This is a genomic window from Allobosea sp. OAE752, from assembly GCF_050433265.1.
In the GTDB taxonomy this organism is placed as follows: domain Bacteria; phylum Pseudomonadota; class Alphaproteobacteria; order Rhizobiales; family Beijerinckiaceae; genus Allobosea; species Allobosea spartocytisi.
Genome location: NZ_JBNPXO010000012.1, coordinates 76,796 through 95,646, shown reverse-complemented (window position 1 = coordinate 95,646; position 18,851 = coordinate 76,796). Strand labels below are relative to the sequence as shown.

14 protein-coding genes and 1 pseudogene are annotated in these 18,851 nt (G+C 62.8%); 8 read left to right on the top strand and 7 right to left on the bottom strand.

Translation table 11 applies throughout. The annotated features are described in order from the left end of the window. Positions 1-5: 5 nt before the first annotated feature. Positions 6-1,058 carry a PLP-dependent cysteine synthase family protein gene (locus GGC47_RS24255; protein WP_429069362.1) on the bottom strand — a complete coding sequence of 351 codons (1,053 nt, stop codon included), beginning with the start codon at positions 1,056-1,058 and terminating at the stop codon, positions 6-8. After that, on the bottom strand, positions 1,052-1,990 hold the full coding sequence (locus GGC47_RS24250) for a GHMP family kinase ATP-binding protein (RefSeq protein WP_429069360.1): 939 nt from the start codon (positions 1,988-1,990) through the stop codon (positions 1,052-1,054). The genes GGC47_RS24255 and GGC47_RS24250 overlap by 7 nt, the downstream gene beginning before the upstream one ends. 836 nt (positions 1,991-2,826) lie before the next feature. Here GGC47_RS24250 and GGC47_RS24245 point away from each other — a divergent pair. Continuing rightward, on the top strand, positions 2,827-5,661 hold the full coding sequence (locus GGC47_RS24245) for an RHS repeat domain-containing protein (RefSeq protein WP_429069358.1): 2,835 nt from the start codon (positions 2,827-2,829) through the stop codon (positions 5,659-5,661). Between the two features lie 475 nt (positions 5,662-6,136). Here GGC47_RS24245 and GGC47_RS24240 read toward each other — a convergent pair whose 3' ends face one another. Then, positions 6,137-6,877 carry a hypothetical protein gene (locus GGC47_RS24240; protein ID WP_429069356.1) on the bottom strand — a complete coding sequence of 247 codons (741 nt, stop codon included), beginning with the start codon at positions 6,875-6,877 and terminating at the stop codon, positions 6,137-6,139. A 274-nt stretch (positions 6,878-7,151) separates the two neighbouring features. Between GGC47_RS24240 and GGC47_RS24235 the strand changes: the two genes are divergently transcribed. Continuing rightward, positions 7,152-9,674 carry a methyl-accepting chemotaxis protein gene (locus GGC47_RS24235; RefSeq protein ID WP_429069354.1) on the top strand — a complete coding sequence of 841 codons (2,523 nt, stop codon included), beginning with the start codon at positions 7,152-7,154 and terminating at the stop codon, positions 9,672-9,674. Positions 9,675-10,310: 636 nt separating this feature from the next. Here GGC47_RS24235 and GGC47_RS24230 read toward each other — a convergent pair. Continuing rightward, positions 10,311-10,754, bottom strand: a pseudogene (locus GGC47_RS24230) (SDR family NAD(P)-dependent oxidoreductase); the annotation flags it as partial. Between the two features lie 130 nt (positions 10,755-10,884). Between GGC47_RS24230 and GGC47_RS24225 the strand changes: the two are divergent. Beyond that, positions 10,885-11,289: an Arm DNA-binding domain-containing protein gene (locus GGC47_RS24225; protein ID WP_429069351.1), complete on the top strand. Its 405-nt coding sequence runs from the start codon at positions 10,885-10,887 to the stop codon at positions 11,287-11,289. A 57-nt stretch (positions 11,290-11,346) separates the two neighbouring features. On the opposite strand, the gene GGC47_RS24220 is transcribed toward GGC47_RS24225, so the two are convergent. From GGC47_RS24220 to GGC47_RS24210, 3 genes are all read right to left on the bottom strand, one after another. Beyond that, the gene (locus GGC47_RS24220; RefSeq protein WP_429069349.1) at positions 11,347-11,502 is read right to left on the bottom strand and encodes a hypothetical protein; all 156 of its coding nucleotides are present in this window, start codon (positions 11,500-11,502) and stop codon (positions 11,347-11,349) included. 63 nt (positions 11,503-11,565) lie between these two features. Further along, positions 11,566-11,922: a hypothetical protein gene (locus GGC47_RS24215; RefSeq protein ID WP_429069346.1), complete on the bottom strand. Its 357-nt coding sequence runs from the start codon at positions 11,920-11,922 to the stop codon at positions 11,566-11,568. After that, positions 11,912-12,940, bottom strand: a complete 1,029-nt coding sequence (locus GGC47_RS24210) for a sugar-binding transcriptional regulator (protein ID WP_429069343.1) — start codon at positions 12,938-12,940, stop codon at positions 11,912-11,914. The genes GGC47_RS24215 and GGC47_RS24210 overlap by 11 nt, the downstream gene beginning before the upstream one ends. A 153-nt stretch (positions 12,941-13,093) precedes the next feature. Here GGC47_RS24210 and GGC47_RS24205 point away from each other — a divergent pair, with 153 nt between their 5' ends. The 5 genes from GGC47_RS24205 to GGC47_RS24185 all read left to right on the top strand — a co-directional run bounded on the left by GGC47_RS24205 (position 13,094) and on the right by GGC47_RS24185 (position 18,842). Continuing rightward, positions 13,094-14,455 (top strand): NAD(P)H-dependent oxidoreductase, encoded by a 1,362-nt coding sequence (locus GGC47_RS24205; protein ID WP_429069340.1) that lies wholly within the window; start codon positions 13,094-13,096, stop codon positions 14,453-14,455. A 20-nt stretch (positions 14,456-14,475) separates the two neighbouring features. Next, the gene (locus GGC47_RS24200) at positions 14,476-15,480 is read left to right on the top strand and encodes a thiamine pyrophosphate-dependent dehydrogenase E1 component subunit alpha (RefSeq protein WP_429069498.1); all 1,005 of its coding nucleotides are present in this window, start codon (positions 14,476-14,478) and stop codon (positions 15,478-15,480) included. 13 nt (positions 15,481-15,493) lie between these two features. Continuing rightward, positions 15,494-16,492: an alpha-ketoacid dehydrogenase subunit beta gene (locus GGC47_RS24195; protein ID WP_429069337.1), complete on the top strand. Its 999-nt coding sequence runs from the start codon at positions 15,494-15,496 to the stop codon at positions 16,490-16,492. Beyond that, a complete protein-coding gene (locus GGC47_RS24190) occupies positions 16,492-17,727 on the top strand; it encodes a dihydrolipoamide acetyltransferase family protein (RefSeq protein WP_429069334.1) in 1,236 nt (411 codons plus the stop codon). Before GGC47_RS24195 ends, GGC47_RS24190 begins: the two co-directional genes overlap by 1 nt. 116 nt (positions 17,728-17,843) lie before the next feature. After that, positions 17,844-18,842, top strand: a complete 999-nt coding sequence (locus tag GGC47_RS24185; RefSeq protein ID WP_051988341.1) for an ABC transporter substrate-binding protein — start codon at positions 17,844-17,846, stop codon at positions 18,840-18,842. Positions 18,843-18,851: the final 9 nt, after the last annotated feature.

Sequence of the window (18,851 nt, the reverse complement as noted above, 5' to 3'; positions counted from 1 at the left end):
CCCGATTAGTGCGGGCGCCCTTCATTCCCGGATACATCATGAACGAGCTGGTCGAGGCTGCGTCTTGCCCACTCGAACCGCGTCCAGTCTGCCTCGGTCCCCGGCTCGATGATCGTCAGCTCACGGGGCTCGGAAGGTGGCGAGCAAGGCCAGCCCGGTAACGAGCCGAGCCACGCGTCATCAAAGACCGTCTCCGCGTATCGGTGCCCCTCATCCGCCATGATGACCGCGACCCGGGCTCCGGGGCGGATGCTCGCAACCCACCTGCCAACGAGGGCCGCAGCTCCGCTGGTGGGGCCCTGAAAGATGCCATGCTCACGCAACAGGCGGCGAGACTCGCTGAATGCCGGATATGCCCCGACCCAGTGGACTTCATCGATCAGGTCATGCCGGAGATTGCCTGGCAAGATGCTGTTGCCGAGACCGCGCAACAGCCGCTTGCCGGCAGGTTGTCCAAAGAGGATGCTTCGGTGAGTGTCGACCGCGATGACAATGAGATGCGGAAAGACCTCGCGCAGAAACATTCCCGTCCCGCACAGCGAACCGCCGCTGCCGACACAGCCAACAAGACAATCGATCTCGCCGACCATTCGCACAAGCTGTTCGGCCAGCCGTGCATAGGCGAGCGCGTTTCCTGGATTGTCATATTGCCGCGGCCAGAAGCAGTTGGGCTCCTGGCGGCGAAGCTGCTCGAGCCGCTGCAGACGCTCCAGTTGATCACCGTTGCCGGCCTGGTCCTCTGTGATAATCATCTGCGCGCCCAACCGATCGAGGCGTGCCCTGTACTTTGCGTCTACTAGGCTCGAGGCGGAGACCAGTGAGAGCCGGTACCCCCGCGCCGCGGCAAGCAGCGCGAGCGCCATGCCGAATGTGCCGGATGTCGTCTCGACGATGTGCCTCCCGGGTTCGAGTGCGCCATCGGCAGCTGCGCGGTCGAGGATATAGCGCGCCGGCATCAGCTTCATCAGCGGGAAGGCGGCCGCGATCAGATTGGGAGCCAGCGCGGCCATCCGAGGAGTTTCGAGCGCGCGGAAATAATCGTCGTTCAGAGCTACCATTTCGCGCCGTCGTCGTTGATCTGGTGAAACTCGATGTCGCAGAAGCCGCATCTTTGTACCGATGCCGCGACGCTTTCCGCGCGCTGTCGCAAGTTCTTGCCGGCGTGGTCGAAGAGGATGCCGAGCAGTGAGCCGCTATGCGCCACCTGGACGCCGCACGCGCCAGCGCCTTCCGCGATTTCGATGACGCGTTCGAGATGCTGTTTGGGCAGGTGGCGCTGGCTGAGCCGCGCGCTGGCGGTCGCCGCACGCCCAAGGCAGTTCGGATCCTGGTAGCGGACCGCATAGGCGATCAGTGCGCGCAGGACGTGGAACTGTTGAATCTCGATCTTATCGTAACGTGCTGGGGGCAGATGCAGCGTATCGATAGGTCGTGCTCCAGTCGACTTGAAGCCGACCAGCAACAGAGGTGGTAGTGCGCCGCCGAAATCCTCCAGGACGGTACCCTCTCGCTGCGCGAAGAGGACGGCGTGCCCATTGAAGGCGATCGCGTCGCTGGCTCGTTCCGCGGAGACCGCCAATTGACTGACACGAGAGGACTGCAGCTGGACGGTGTGGGCTGCTGCCACAGCGCGAATGGCGGCGACAACGTCCGCGGTCGAGGAGCCGTAACCATGGCCGATTGGAATATTGCTCTCGATATTGAGCAAGCCTCCTTCCGCGACGTCCAGATGCTGCAGCGTCTTACGTGCAGCCAAGCCTGCTTTCGCCTTGTCGACCGGACGCACGGTGAGGTCGCGGGTAGCCGCACAGGTGAATGTCGCCTTCGATACCAACTTGGCGAGAGGGAGGGTGACTAGGCCGCGATGAAGTTGCCCGTTCCGATCTTCAAAGACCCCTTGCAGCAGTTCTCCATGGTGGCCGTTTGCAGCGCCGACACCGATCCGCGGCAGTGGTTTGCCCATTGGTGCTGTTTCGGAAACTGCAGCCACGATCCGCTCCCAGCGATCAGCGTCCGGCGTAGTGATGGCTTCGGCGGTGCCAATCCACCGTCATCAAATTCCGGCATTGATTAGCGCCAGCCGCCCGCGGCTTGGCCGTTCGGCGACCAAACCCAATGCTGTGCCGTCCCGCTTGCGGCTGGAATGAGAAGGCGCATAGAGGGTATTCATGCCAATACCGATGCCTGCGGCGGGTCAAAAAACGACCGTTTGACCGGAAGCGATTCGAACTTTTCCGCCACCGAACGCCGCCGTTTCCACGTTCTTCCGCGTGTTCGCAGGCCTCTTCCAGATGCAAGGCGTACGCTTGGCGGCTACAGCGTGTTGCGGCGGGCAATCGGCGGAATTTGGCGCGCCATTCAGGATAAAACCGCGAATACTTATGTGATTGAAATTACTTTATAAATCGAACTCGACTCAATTGGGCGGGACAAATCTGAGGAGATTTGGCCATCTCAAAGTGCGCTCGGTTTAGGTTTGGCTGGAGCTGGGCGGCTGAGATACCGCCGCTGCGGGTGCCTTTCGGCTGAAGACGTTATGAGATGTATCGCGCCTTGAGAGCCGCTCAGACGGACCTGGTGTAACGCCTCCAGCGAAGCGCTCCGCGTCGGGAGCGAGGCGATTAATGACTGGACACTATGTCGCTTTTCGGTATTAAATACGGCGCTCCTGTGGCTTTTAAGCTGATCGTTGACATATTACTCTGACTCCTCTCATTTTGAGCTGATTTGCCTCTCGACTAGAGACTAATATGCCTACCAGCCTGCGCATTCCGTTGTTTTTCAAGCGTAAATCCCGCGCGGTTCTCGTCAGTCTCTTGAGTTTTTGTGACCGACATCAACGCCCAGGTCACGACCATGACCTATGACATGCTCTGCCGGCCGCAAACGACGATCGAGCCAAGCGGGCGCTGGAAGACGCTCAACTATTTCGATTTCGGCCAGCCGGGGGCGCAAAGGATCAACATTACCGGCCCGACGAAAGACGGTATCAACATTGCGTTCAGCGAGAGTTATCTGGATGGGTTCGAGCGGATGTATTATTCCTACTCGAACGGACCGGATTCTTCGAAGGCCATAATAAGTACCAACATCGAATATGACCGCCGAGGGTCGCCGCGCGTCGTTTACTACCAGCCATTTTACAGCAATTGGCAGGTAGAGCCTCTCTATTACACGCTGCATGGTTACGATCGACTCGATCGCGAGATCGTCCGCACCTTCATTTCGGTCGAAAGCGGCGTCGCCGGTCCCACGGCGCAACTGACGCAGAGCTATGGCGCGTCCGAGACGTCGTTCAGCAAGGTGACGACGGTCGACGAACTCGGCCGTCCTGGCGTGGAGCATCGGGACGCCTATGACCGCACGGTGCTCAAGACACGCTACCTTAACGGCATCGCTCATAACGAGAGCACGAGCTGGGACGCGCTCAACCGGGTGACCGGCATGACCGACCCGGCCGGCAATGCCTGGAGCTACACCTACGACACGCTCTCGCGGCGGACCTCGGTCGCGGATCCCGACCACGGCACCTGGACCTTCACCCATGACAATATGGGCAATGTCCTGACCCAGCTCGACGCCAAGAACCAGACGACGCGCTTCACCTATGATGCGCTCAACCGGGTCAAGACCAAGGTGTCGCGCGACGGGACGGCCCAGGCCGAGACGACGAGCTATACCTATGATGAGACACGGGCCGGCTTCTACAATATCGGCAAGCTGACGACCGAGGCCAATGCGGCGGCGAGCTTCGCCTATGACTTCGACAAGAACGGGCTGGAGGTGAAGCGCACCCAAACGGTCGATGGCCGCGCCCATGTCACGCTGACCGAGCGCGACGTGATCGGTCAGGTCATCGGCAAGCGCTATCCCGACAACGACACGGTCGGGCGGGTGGCCGGCTCCGGCACGGCCTTCGGCTATGACGCAGCCGGCCGGCTGAAGTCGATTCCCACGCTGATCACGGGGATGAGCTACAACGCCAGGGGCCAGGTGCTCATGGCGAGCTACGCCAACGGCGCAGTGACAACCAACAGCTATGGTGGGGTCAAGGGCTGGCTGAAGCAGACAGCCCATACCGGCGCCGGCGGCGTCGCGCTGCTCAACGTCGCCTACACGCATGACGCGGTCGGCCGGATCCTGAGCTCGACCACGGCTGGACAACCGAGTGAAAGCTGGAGCTATTGGTACGATGAGCTCGACCGGCTGACCAACGCCGGTAACGCGAGCAGCTCTGCCTTGAACAAGGTATTCACCTACAATGCCGCCCACAGCATCACCTCGCAGACCGGGATCGGCAGCTACAGCTATCCGGCGCAAGGGGCGGGAGCGGTCAGGCCGCATGCGGCGACCTCGGCGGGTTCCTACACGCTCGGCTACGATGCCAACGGCAATGCGACTTCGATCAGCGCGCCCGCGTCGTCGCGGACTTTCATCTATGACGGGGAGAACCGTCCGGTCTCGATCACGCTGAACGGGGTCGAGACGCAGTTCGTCTACGGGCCGGACGGACGGCGCCTGAAGAAGGCGAGCGGGGCCGGCGCCGCGCTGAAGACGACGCTCTATCTCGGCGCGGATCTCGAAGTTCCGCTGGCGCAGGACGGCACGATGACGGGCGCGCCGGTCGCGGCCGAATGGCGCAAGCATGTCCATGCCGATGCGCGCCGCGTCGGCACGGTGGCGTCCTGGCTGCATCGCGACCATCTCGCCTCGGTGCGGGTGACCTCGGACGCGTCGGGCAACCTCGCCAAGCGCCAGCATTACCAGGCCTTCGGTGAGCAGATCGGCGCGGCGACGGGGCCGGCGGCCAACGACAACGAGACCAAGGGCTATATCGGCGAGACCGCCGATGCCGAGACCGGGCTGATCTATCTCAACGCCCGCTACTACGACCCGGTGCTGGCCCGCTTCATCTCGCCCGACTGGCTCGACCCCTGGAAGGAGGGCGTCGGCACCAACCGCTACTCCTACTCCGAAAACGATCCCATTAATAAAAGCGACCCAAGTGGGCATAATGCCTTTGCATTTGGCATGTTAGGCGCTGTCGTCAGCGGCACTATCGCCGGTGGTCTCTTCGGGTGGGGAATGGAAAAAGCTGACCCTAAGTCTACCACTAAGAGTCACGCGATGGCTGGTGTGGCTGGCGCCGCCACGGGCGGATTCGGAGCTGCTGTCGGTGTTGGATCAGGTTTGGCGGGAATGGGACTGGCCGCAAGCTGGGGCATGACTGCACTAACAACGGTCGGACCTGCGCTCGCAGGATATGGCGCGGTTAAAGCAACACGCAATGAAAAGGTTGATTTGCCAAGCGCATTAGCAACCATGGTTGGCAACACAATGGCGCCTGCATCCGGCCTTGCGAAAGGAACGGGTCATTTTGGGCAAGCTATGCTGGGCGAATTCCTCAATCAGGTGTTTGGAAAGTCCACAGAGGCCGTAGTCGAATCGGCTACCAAAAAGGATGGAGATACGCTGGGAGCCGCTAAGGGGCCGAAATCAAATCAAGAGACGCCAGCTTCCGCCTTTGGAACGACCAATGCCAACTCTTCGAGTTCGACCGCGCCTGCAAACAATGAAGCAGCGGCGGGAACAAGTATGGGAACTGAATCCGCAAGCGCACCTTCGGGTAATTCTTCGGATCCAAACGCTGACGGAAGGTGATACAATTTATTGATCCGGATCATGAGCCGAATGCTTGAGTCTGGCCTCCGGCGATATGACCTGCTTTCGATATTGTGACATTTGTCGGAGAAATTGGATTATTATCATGAAATATCTGAAGATTTTATTTTACAACACATCGGTTATGATTTCTGATATGTATAGGATGATTTTTTTGATAATTACAATTGTGATGCTTTTCAGCATATTGAGATTTTATGATAAAAAAAGAATTATTGATTACTTGATAGAATTAGTCGATCTCATGATGATGGCAGGAATTATCATAATTGGTTTTTCTATTTTTGTCTCTATAGTTATAAGATACAGATACAGAAATGAATCAATAGGCATTGAGTACATTAGATCTAAAGTTAATTACAATTTATTTAGAAGATTTAGTTCATAATAATGTGCCTTAACGATGAGTTCTGAAATTCTAAAGACTTTTTTATTGAATTATATTCGTTTAAATCTAAAGCGACCGAAGTAAATTTAATCTCTGCCTGTTTCTGTCGATGCGAAAGACGACGGACCGCGCCATCGAGAGCCCCCCTGTGCCCTGCAATGTGGCGGCCAGCTTTATCGTATCCCGAGCCGAGCCGAGCCAGCCTTGCCAGGGGCCCGGAGCCGGAGGAGGTCCGGCCGTCGGCTCGTTGCGCCCCAATGCAATGACCCTTGCTCTGACAGCATCGGGCAGGGCCTGCAGATCTCCGAGGAGCTCGGGCTCGGCCAGGCGTGGATTGAAGCTCTGCGTGCGGGAGGACGTCGTCAGGAAGCGTACGATCTTGTCGCTGCCCGGTGCGAGCCTCAGCGACAATGGCAGGATTTGGCGCGCATCCGCGAATGCGCCCTGGCGTTGCCGCACGGATGTGACCGTCGCCAGCATCTCCGAAATGGAGTCCGCATCGGCCCCGCCCGCCCGCAACGCATCCCGCAGCAACGGTGTCGGCCCGGCATTCACATCGATCTTGCCGTCCTCGAAAGAGACGCTGAACGTGATCGTCGAGCCCGTCCCGTCAGGGCTAGGCACTTGTCGACGATGGACCTGCTCCGGCGCGATACCCATCAACATGCGCTCGAGCTCGACCTGCAAGGCGCCGTCCAGCAGCAATCGTGCCCGTGTGCGTTGAACCTCGACCGTGGCATCCGCCGCGGTTTGGAAATTGAGCGATTGAATCGCCACGACCACGAGCGCACCGAGCGCTCCAGGCAAATCTTCCCCTCATGGTCGATAATGCAGATCGCCACCGAGCGCAGCGATACATCCAGCGCAGCGTAGAACATCGCGTATCTCCCTCTTGGATCTACCTAGATCCTAATGGGAGCTCGACCCCTCGTGGGTCCGCCCGATTACGCATGCTTGGGGCGCTTTTGGGACCCTCGACAGGTTGTCCGATTGGGCTGATTAAACGGAGTATAAAGGCTTATCGCGCATTTTAGTTGTAAAGCGCCCAGTCAGGAGGCGCTTTACAACTAATGGGGCTCAGGTGACTAAACTGTTTGCCAATTTGTCCATCCGGACGACGCTTGCTTGCCTGATCGGCCTGATGGGCTTGATTGTTGCCGCCCTTTGCGGGCAGCAGATGTGGACGTCGTATTGGCAGCACAGTGCTGCTGTGAAAGCAGCTGAGCTGGCAAAGCTCGATCAGGACCTCTTTAATGCGCTTGTCAGCGCGCGTTATGAGCGCGCCTCTTTGCAGACGGCCGTAATCCAGTCGCTCGACAAGAACCAGAGCTCGATCGCGACTTATCAAACTCGCCGCAAGGAAGTCGACGCTGCCATGGCGGCGGCGCGCGAGACGCTGGCGACGACACCATTCCCGGCGTTGAAGTCAGCAGCCAATACACTGTCGGCGCGCTTCACCGATTACAATGCGCTGCGGGACGCTGTCGACCGCGATGCAAAGCTGGTTCCCGCTTCGCGCGACAAGACACTTGTCGCGAAAGTCCTGTCGGTTGGTGATGCCTATCTGCAGAGCTTGGAAGAGGCGGCTTCAGCGGCAGAGATCGAGATCCGCGCTCTGAATCCGCGCCTGTCGGAGCTGATCATCACGCGCAACCTCGCCTGGTCAGTGCGGGCCGCGATCGGCACCTCTGGTCAGATGTTCAGCTCGATCCTGGCGCAAAGTCGTCCCTTCGATGAGAAGGAGGCCAAAGCGTTGGTATTGGCTGAGGCGCAGGGTGCCTTCGGCTGGTCTTCCGTCAAAGCCGTCGCCAACACGCCACAGACCGCACCCGAGATCCGCAGCGCCATTGCTCAAGCCGACACCAGCTACTTCTCCGGATCCTTTAAGGCTCTCAAGGACGAGATGACCCAGAAACTCACCTCTGGGCAAACGGTCGCGATGAGCACCGAGAAGTGGCGGGAAACCGTTATTCCAGCGCTTGATTCCGTTAGTGACGTCGCCAGCGCAGCGCTCAAGGCGCTGAATGAGAGCGCTGCGGCCGCAGCTAGCCGCGCTTCGTACGTTTTGGCCACCTACTCAGCGCTGTTCATTGGAGCACTACTGCTCTCGGGCTTTGGCTTTGTTGTCGTGCGATCGCGTGTCACAGGACCCATAGCCGACATGACCGACACGATGCGCGCTATGGCCGCAGGTGATCTGTCAATCGATGTGCCGCATGGGTCGCGCCGCGATGAGATCGGTGCAATGGCTGTCGCTCTCACGGTATTCAAAGAAAACGGCTTGCGCGTACGCGCGCTTGAAGAGCAGGAACGCGAGTCTTCAGCAAAACGGCTTCACGCTGCGGAGTCGATGGCTCTCATTGTCTCGGATGTCGGAGAGGTCGTCGCGGCGGCGGCGGCCGGCGATTTCTCCGCCCGGCTCCAGATCGACGATGCCGACGAGCAGATGCAGAGGCTGGTCGCCGGCATCAACGAGATCAACAGCGTGGTCGACGGTGCGACGACGGAGTTCGCGGAGATCTTGCAGGGGATCGCGGGCGGGGACCTGACGAGCCGGGTCGAGACGGCCTATCGCGGCCGCTTCGCCGATTTGAAGGGCGCGATCAACGAGACGGTCGATCGCCTCTCCGACACGGTCGCGACGATCCAGACGACCTCGGCCGATGTCGGGCTCGCCGCCCGCGAGATCAACATGGGCGCCGACGATCTCTCCAAGCGCACCGAGGAGCAGGCTTCCTCGCTGGAAGAGACCGCCGCGACGACCGAGGAGCTCGCCGCTTCCGTGAAGGCCTCGGCCCAGGCCTCGAAGGATGCCGCCCGCATCGCCGACGAGGCCATGCAGGCGGCCCAGTCGGGCGGCGCCATCGCCGGCCAGGCGGTCGAGGCCATGGCTCGGATCGAGAGCGCCTCGCAGAAGATCTCCGACATCATCCGCGTCATCGACGACATCGCCTTCCAGACCAATCTGCTGGCGCTCAACGCCGCGGTCGAGGCGGCCCGCGCGGGCGATGCCGGCAAGGGCTTTGCGGTCGTCGCCTCGGAAGTCCGCACGCTGGCGCAGCGCTCGAGCGCCGCAGCCAAGGACATCTCCGGGCTGATCTCCTCGTCCAATGTTGAGGTCGGCGACGGCGTGAAGCTGGTGCGGCAGGCGGGCGACCAGCTCGCCCGCATCCTCGCGGCCTCGCAGAAGGTCGCGGCGACGATCGCCGACATCTCGGCGGCGTCGGGCGAACAGGCCAACGGCATCGACGAGATGAGCCAGGCGGTGGCGCATCTCGACGAGATGACGCAGCAGAACGCGGCCTTGTCCGAGCAGAGCGCGGCCTCGGCCAACTCGCTGTCCGGCCGGATCGAGCAGCTCAACGCGCTGGTCGCGGCCTTCAAGATCCGGCGCGAGCCTGCTGGCCAGGCCGCTTATGCCCAGCCGGCCGCGACGGCAGCGCGCGCGGTCAAGGCGCCGATGGGGCCAGCTCCCGCCGGCGAACCGGCGCGTCTGCGCCAGCTCGCCGAGGCCGCCTTCGTGCAGTCCAAGGCCATGCCCGCCCCGCGCAAGGTCGCCAATGGCGGCGGCCGGGCCAGCGATTCGGGATGGGAGGAGTTTTAATCCTATCCCCACAGCCAACGGGCTCTCGCGGCCCGTTGAGGTGGGCAGTCGAAGGGTCAAGACCGCGTCTACTGACCACCGGCATCGAGCACTTCGTCTGCTTCGGGGCAGAATGCCAAGGTCAGCTTGATGGCGCAGAGGGCGCGCGCTGCAAGTAAGGCAACTGCCCATTGACAGGCCAAGAAACAACGGCGGTTACGTCTTCGTCACCGCCGTTGGTTGATATGGGCGCACTCATTTAAGCCGCTTGAGAACCTCCAGTCCTACCTGCGAAGCGGAAGCCGGGTTCTCGCCCGTGATCACGTCGCGGTCCGTCACGACATGCGGCGTCCACGGCGTTGCGTTGCCGCTGAAGCGACCGTCTGCCTGTTCGAGAGCGGTTTGCGGGTAGAACTTCATCTCGCCGCCCTGCAAGAGCGACTTGGCCTGCTGCTCCTCCTGGTTGCCGATCACTGTGAAATTGTAGCCCTCGTAGATCCAGGCGCCGGGATTGGGCTTCTCCCCCGCTTCGAGCTGCGCGGCGAATTGCGTGGGCTCATTCAGGGTCGACATCAGGGCGATCGGGCCATGACAGACAAGCGCAGTTATCTTTCCCTTGGCGTGGAAATCGGTGAGAAGCCGGCCGAGGTCGCGGCTGGCCTCGATCTGCTTGATGGGGGCGGACGGATCGCTGGCCTGGCTGCGGAGGAAGGCTTCGATGCCGTCCGAACGGGTAGGCCCCGGCAGCACCGCATTGACGGTGACATTGGCGCCGCGCGTCAGCTGCGCCAAACCGCGTGAGACCGAAAGCTGCGCCGTCTTGGTGGTTGCGTAATGGATCATGTTCTGCGGAATGGCGAGGCCGGATTCGCTGGAGATGAAGATGATCCGGCCCCAGTTCCGCTCCAGCATGCCGGGCAGGTAGGCGCGCGACAGGCGAACCCCGCTCATGACATTGACGTCGAAAAGGTGGCTCCAGTCGGCGTCCGTGATGTCGCCGAAGGCCTTGCTCTCATAGATGCCGAGATTGTTGACGAGGACGTCGACGGAGGGCGTGGCGCTCGTGATCGCTGCGGCACCTTCCGCGGTTGCGGAGTCCGAGGTCGTTATGAGCCGAAAACCCTCGTTATTGTAACAGCTTGCTACATAAACAAATCGCTCCAAGCCGCCTTAGCTCACATCAATCCACGATGCATGTTGGGGTAAGAGTTGGGGTGAAAAGGCAGGCGAGATGGCTCGCGCGATCAACAAGCTGTCAGCGCGCAAGGTTGAGACTTTGGTCGAGCCGGGCCGACATGGAGACGGAAACGGTCTTTATCTGCAGGTCGATGGTAGTGGTGCCAAGCGATGGCTGTTTCTCTTCCGGCGCGATGGCAAGCTCAAAGAGATGGGGTTAGGTGGCCTGTCTCGCGTGCCTCTGGCGCAAGCGCGTACGCTCGCGAGCGAGGTCAGAGCGATGCCGGCGCAAGGCAAAAACCCGATCGTCGAGCCGCTCGCACGCCAGAGCGAAGCCAGTGCGATGCCGACGTTTTCGGCCTTTGCCGACGAGCTATTGCCCGAAATCTGCAAGGGCTTCCGAAATGACAAGCACAAGGCCCAGTGGTCGAGCACCCTGAAGACCCATGCTGGGTGCTGAACAATCTCCCGCTCGATGCCATCACCACCGATCATGTACACAAGGCTCTATCTACGATCAGCGATTGCGCGTGAAACTCTGCAACGCATGCCTGAGCTGCGAGCCGAAGGCGCGCATCGCGCCCGTTCGGGCCAATCTGACCGCCCAGATCAGCAGCGCAACGCCGCCGGCCAGATGAATCAGGATCGCGGTCGCGCTCTCGCCATTGGCCATTTTTCGTGCGGTCTTTCCCCGGTGGCGGGTCGAGAAGATAACCCGATCCCGGTCTTTCAGCGGTCAGGGCAGTTTTTGGGCTTCGAAGAAGCCATCCAGGGGAATCTGTGTGGTTTTCTCGAAATCATCCATCGCATCGACCAAGCGCTGGCGATAATTCAGAAGGGCGAGCAACAACTGCGCGGCGTCCCGGGACAATCCATAGCGAGCCCAGCTTTCCGCCGTCCGGGCCTCCAATCCTATGCGCTCTCCAAAGGCCTCCACCGTCTCGAAGCCCAGCCCTTTGACGACGTCCAGCAGTTCCTCAGCCGACATCCGGGGCTTCACGACGTGCGAATGCACCCGCTCCAGCATCAGCCTGATGTCCGAGGGACGGAACTGAAGCGAGTTGCGAGCAAAGAGCTCGAAGTTATTGGCCATAACCTGCCTCCCCTATGTCGGTATTCGTCGTTCGCTGACGTGCGAAATCCGTGGTGCCCAAGAGCGCCTCGGCAGCGCTTTCATCCGTGATCAGGACCTTGGCATCGCTCGCCCGCAAGGCAGCTCGGATAGCCTTTGCCTTGTGGGCTCCTCCGGCGGCGATGGCCACCAATCCGATCCCTTTGAGGTCGGCAGGGCTCACGGCCATCACCCGTTGATTGACGGGATGATCGACCTGCTCGCCTTCGGCGTCAATGAAATGGCAAACGAGGTCGCCAACGGCGCCGGCCTTCTCAAGCGAAGCCAGATCGGACTGGGGCAGCAGCCTTTCCCGGAACAGTGTCGAGTCGGCAACAAGGTCGCCGACGCTGACTAGGGCGATATCGGCGGCACGCGCGCGCTCCAGCAGCTCGCGTAGGGTCGGCTCACGCCATAGCGCCTCTCGCAGCGCCGCATCCGAGACGAAGACCGGCGCGGTGAGCTGGAAGCAATCGGCACCGAACATGTCGGCGACCCGTCGCGCCACCGCCGATGGATTGATGCTGCGCGAATGGGTCAGGCCGCCGAGCAGCGACACCACTGACATCCTCTCAAGATGGCGCGGCTGGATGCCGCGCAAGGCTTGGTGCAGCGTCTGGCCCCAGCCGACCGCAAGGGCGGTCCCGTTTGTCAGTTTGCCGGAGAGCCATAGCCCGGCCGCATATCCCACCATGGCCGCGATGTTGGCGGGATCGCGGGCCGCTGGCACCACCACCGCTTCATCGAGGCCCAAACAGGTAACGAGGCCGCGCTCCAGCCCCGCCTGCCGCGCCGAGCGCGCGTCGATTCGGATCTTTACCAAACCCTCGGTGCGAGCCGCGGCCAGCATGCGCACCACCTTGATCCGGCTGAGACCCAGCGCCTCGCCAATCTGCTCCTGCGTCAGCCCCTCGACGTAATAGAGCCATGCCGCGCGGACCTTGGCGTCTGCGATCGGTTCCTCGCGGTGAGAATGTCCGAAGTTGATGATGTCTTCCAACGTTCCGTCGCCTAGCTGCACAGCCTTATTTGCATCATCGCAGGATCGGGGCGGGAAAGGCAACCGACTTGAACATATGTGCGCTTGACAGAACGAAAGATCTGATCTTCTGTTCCTACAAAAGAACATATGTCCTAGGGAGATGCCACGAGAATGGCCGCGATCCTGACGCAACCGCCTTTGGCGGCACCCGCTGCCGGCTTGTCATTGGCCGAGGCGCTCGAACTGCGTGGCAAAGCCGGCAAGCCAGTCCGCGTCGGCTTGATTGGCGCCGGCCAGATGGGCACCGATATCGTCGTTCAAATCTCCCAGATGACCGGTATCGAAATCGCCGCCGTCGCCGATATCGCGCCGGATCGCGTCGCGGAGGCCGCCGCACTCGCCGGGCGCAAGGGCGAGGTCGATAATGTCACCGACGAGGCCGGGCTCGATGGCGCTCGCCGCAAGGGTCGAATTGCCGCCACGACCTCGCTCGACCTGATCTGCCGCTCGCCCGACGTCGACGTCATCATCGACGCCACCGGCAACCCGGAAGCCGGCTCGCGGGTCGCGCTGACCGCCATTGCCGCGCGCAAGCACATCGTGATGATGAATGTCGAGGCCGACATCACCATCGGCTCGTATCTCGCAGCCGAGGCGGCGAAGGCTGGCGTGGTCTACACCCTGGGTGCCGGCGACGAGCCCGCCGCCGCGATGGAGCTGATCAATTTCATCCGCGCCATGGGTTATCCGGTGGTCGCCGCCGGGAAGGGCAAGAACAACCCGTTCCGCATCGACGCGGTGCCGGCCGATTATGTCGAGGAAGCCACCCGCCGGAACATGAACCCGCGCATGCTTGTCGAATTCGTCGACGGCTCGAAGACGATGGTCGAGATGGTCGCCATCGCCAATGCCTGCGGCTTCGTGCCGGATATCCCCGGCATGCACGGTCCGGCCGCGCCGAAGGACGAACTCCAGAACTATTTCTGCCCGAAGGAAGAGGGCGGTCTGCTCTCGCGGAAGGGCGTGGTCGATTTCTCCGTGGCCAAGGGCGTGGCGCCGGGCGTCTTCGCCATCGCCGAGATGCGCCATCCCCGCGTCCGTGAGCGGATGAGCGACCTGCATCTCGGCCCCGGCCCCTACTACTCCTTCTTCCGGCCCTATCACCTGACGAGCCTGGAAGTGCCGCTTTCGGCCGCTGCCGCCGTCATCTTCAACCAGAGCCATATGCGCCCGCTGCCGGTGCCGACCTCGGAAGTCGGCTGCGTCGCCAAGCGCGATCTCGCGGCCGGCGAGACGCTCGATGCCATCGGCGAATACGGCTATCGCGGCTTCGCCCTTTCCCGCGCCGACGCGCAGGCCCGCAAGGCGCTGCCGATCGGCCTCGCTCAGGGCGCGACGATGACGCGCGCCGTCGCCAAGGGCGAATTGATCACGCTCGCCGACGCCGCCCCCGACGAGCGCTTGAAGATCGTCGAGGTGCGCCGCGCTCAGGACGCGATGATTGCCGCGCTGACCTCCGGAGCCCAGACATGAGCGCACGCAAGACAGACGACATGGCAAGCGCCGCGCCGAGGCCCAACCAGCGGCCCGAACTCGCCGCGCTCGACGACGAGACGGTGGCGCAGGCGCTGACGCGCATGCATCTGATCCGCAAGTTCGAGGAAGCCGCAGAGGCGAGCTATATGCGCGGCCTGATCCACGGCACGATGCACCTCTCGATCGGGCAGGAAGCCAGCGCCGTCGGCACGACGTTGCCACTCGAAGCCCACGACTACATCCTCTCGACCCATCGCGGCCATGGCCACTGCATTGCGCGCGGCGCCGAGCCGAAGCTGATGTTCGCCGAGTTCTTCGGCAAGGAGACCGGTTATTGCAAGGGCCGCGGCGGCTCCATGCATATCGCCGATGTCGAGGGCGGCAATCTCGGCGCTAACGGCATCGTCGGCGGCGGCCTGCCGATCGCAGTCGGCGTCGGCATGAGCATCAAGGCCCAGAAGAACGACCGGGTCTGCATGGTCTTCTTCGGCGACGGCGCCTCGAACGAGGGCGCCTTCCACGAGGCGCTCAACATGGCTTCAATCTGGAAGCTGCCGGTCGTTTTCGTCTGCGAGAACAACAAATACGGCATGTCGATGGACATCTCGCGCGCCATGGCGGTGACGAATGTCGCAGACCGTGCCGCCGCCTACGCCATGCCCGGCCATTGCCTCGACGGAAACGACCTTGCCGGCGTCGCGGCCGTGGCGCGCGAAGCGATTGCGCGGGCCCGCTCCGGCGAAGGCCCTTCGCTGATCGAGTGCAAGACCTATCGCTGGCGCGGCCACTCCAAGAGCGACCGCAATCTCTACCGCTCCAAGGAGGAGATCGAGGAATGGCGGGCGCAGGACCCGATCCGGCGCCTGGAGGACGAGCTCAAGGCGCATGACCGGTTCGATGCTGCGGCGCTGATGAAGCTGGAAGAGGATGCCCAGCGCGACATCGACGCCGCCGTCGAATTCGCCCGCGCCTGCCCGGACCCCGATCCGAAAGACCTGACCCGTGACGTCTATGCCCTCTGACACCCTCGAAGCCGTGAGCGAGATCCGTGAGCTCTCCTATGCCGAGGCCGTGCGCGAGGCGCTCGGCCAGGCGATGGAGTCCGACGAGCGCGTCTTCCTCTTCGGCGAGGATGTCGGCGTCTATGGCGGCGCCTTCGGCGTCTCCGGCGATCTCGTCCACCGCTTCGGCACGGACCGCGTGATCGACACCCCGATCAGCGAACTCGGCATTGCCGGGGCCGCAGTCGGCGCCGCAATCACCGGCATGCGCCCGGTGCTGGAGATCCAGTTCTCGGATTTCGTCACGCTTGCCATGGAGCAACTCGTCAACCAGGCGGCCAAGATCCGCTTCATGTTCGGCGGCAAGGCGAGCGTGCCGATGGTGGTGCGCCTGCCCGGCGGCTCGGGCACCGGCGCGGCCGCGCAGCACAGCCAGAGCCTGGAGGCCTGGTTCGCGCATGTCCCGGGCCTCAAGGTCCTGCAACCGAGCACCCCGCATGACGCCAAGGGCATGCTGCTTGCCGCGATCGACGACCCCAACCCGGTCCTGATCTTCGAGCACAAGCTGCTCTACAAGACCAAGGGCCATGTCCCGGCCGAGGCCTATCGCGTGCCGATCGGCCAGGCGGCGATCCGCCGCGAGGGCACGGACGTCACCATCGTCGGCTCCTCGATCATGGCCCGCAAGGCAGAGGCTGCAGCCGAGCGCCTTGCAGCGGACGGCATCTCGGCCGAGGTCATCGATCTGCGCTCGATCCGCCCGATCGACTTCACCACGATCGCCGAGAGCGCGCGCAAGACGCACCGCTTGCTGGTCGTCTACGAGGGCGTCAAGACCATGGGCATCGGCGCCGAGATCTCGGCGATGATCGCCGAGAGCGAGGTCTTCGACTTCCTCGACGCGCCGATTATCCGGCTCGGCGGTGCGGATGCGCCGATTCCCTACAATCCGGTGCTGGAGAAGGCCGCCGTCCCGCAGGAGGACGACATCGTTGCCGCCGCCACCAATCTCGTGCGTCGCGGGGAAGCCTGATGCCGGTCGAGGTCATCCTTCCCAAGGTCGACATGGACATGGAGACGGGCACGATCGAGGCCTGGCATGTCAAGGAAGGCGATCTTGTCCGCCAGGGCGACACGATCTTCCAAATCGGCACCAACAAGGCCGTGATGGAGGTCGAGGCGCCGGCCAGCGGCGCGATCCGCGGCATCAAGCTCGAGACGGGCGTGCCGATCACGGTCGGTACGCCCGTCGCCTGGATCTACCTCGACGGCGAGGCCGCCACCACGCCGTCCGAGCCGGCAGTCGCTGCGGCTTCCGTGGCGGCTGCCACCTCCAACCCTGAGGACGCGTCCCCGGCGTCAGGCGCCTCTGCGGCTCAATCTGTGGCGCCGGGCCTGCGCGCCACGCCGCTCGCCCGCCGTATCGCGCGCCAGAATGGCCTCGATCTCAAGGCAGTGGCCGGCACTGGACCACGCGGACGCATCGGGGAAGCCGATGTGAAGCGCCATCTGGAGCAACGCCCACGTTGCGCCCCCGCGCAGGAGACACGTCCCGCGCCGGTCCCGGCCGCGAGCAATTCCGAGGGCCGGCTGCAGCCCTTCTCGGCGATCCGCCGCATCGTCGCGAACCGGCTCTCCGAGAGCATGCGCACGGCGCCGCATTTCTATCTCACCTCCGAGATCGAGATGAGCGCATCCCGCGATCTGCTGCGCCGCCTCGCTGCCCGTCACGAGCGCATCGGCGCGCCTAAGCCCAGCATCACCGTGCTGATCGCCCGCATCGCTGCCCGCATCCTGCGCGACCACCCGGTCATCAATGCATCCGCCGAGGGCGAGGCGACGCGCTTCCACGAGCGCATCGATATCGGCATCGCCATGGAGCGCGACGGCGATCTCGTCGTGCCGGTGCTGCGCGATGCCGGCAACATGGATATGCCGGCGATGACGCGCGAATTCGCCAGATTGCGCGACGGCATAGCCAGGCGCACGCTGACAACGGCCGAGCTCGGCGGCGGCACCTTCACCATCTCCAATCTCGGCATGTACGGCGTCGACAGCTTCACCGCGATCATCAATCCGCCGCAGGGTGCGATCCTCGCGGTCGGCCGAACCGTCGACAAGCCTGTTGGCCGAGACGGCCAGATCGTGCTCAGGCCGATGGCGAATTTCACGTTGTCCTCGGACCACCGGATCGTGGACGGCGTCGCCGCCGCCCGCTTCATGGCCGATCTGCGCGAGGCGCTGGAAAGCCCCGAGGTGCTTTTGTGATTGAAGGGCGGTCGCGGCCGCGCAAGGCCGTGAATTGCCAGCTATAGACCATCAGAATGCAAGATCGGCCACCGCAACGGGCGCAAAGGTCGACGGCGAATAACGGAGGAGACGAAATGATGACCCAGACGAGACGCAAATTCGTGATGGCCGCAGCCTTCGGCGCGCTGCTCGCCGCCGGCCCGGCCTTCGCGCAGGCCCCCTCGGGCAAGCTCGTGCTCTACACCTCGCAGCCGGAGAAGGATGCGGCCCAGACCATCGCCGCCTTCAAGAAGGCTTATCCCAGCGTCGACGTCGACATCTTCCGCTCCGGCACGACCGAGGTGATGGGCAAGCTCGCCGCCGAGATATCGGCCGGCCAGCCCGGCGCCGACGTGCTGCTGATCGCCGATGCCGCGAGCATGGAGATCCTGAAGGCGCAGAAGCAGCTTCTCGCCTATCCCGCCGCCAAGACCGACGGCCTGCAGCCCGGCTCCTTTGACGCCGACAAGACCTATTTCGGCTCGAAGCTGATCACCACCGGCATCGCCTACAACACTGCCGCGAAGGAGAAGCCGAGCTCCTGGACCGATCTCGACAAGCCCGGCTACAAGGGCCAGATCTCGATGCCGAGCCCGCTCTATTCGGGCGCCGCAGCGATCATGCTCTCGACCATGACGGCGCGTGCCGATCTCGGCTGGAAGCTTTTCGAGGGGCTGAAGGCCAATGAAGCGGTCGCCGTGCGAGGCAATGGGGCCGTGCTGCGCTCGGTCGCCACCGGCGAGAAGGCCTATGGTGTGCTCGTCGACTTCATGGCCTACAACGCCAAGAAGCAGGGCTCGCCGATCGACTTCGTCTTCCCGAAGGAAGGCGCCCCGGCGGTGACCGAGCCGGTCGCGATCGTGAAGACGACCAAGAACGAGGCCGCCGCGAAGGCCTTCGTCGACTTCATCCTCTCCGATGACGGCCAGAAGCTTGCGCTCGCCATGGGGTATATCCCGGCCAAGCCCAGCGTCGGCGCGCCGTCCTGGCTGCCGGAGGGCACCAAGATCAACGTCATGCCTTCCGACATCGCAGCCGTGGTCAAGGTGACGGAAGCCGACAAGGCCCGCTTCGCCACCATGTTCGGCAACTGAGCCCGGACG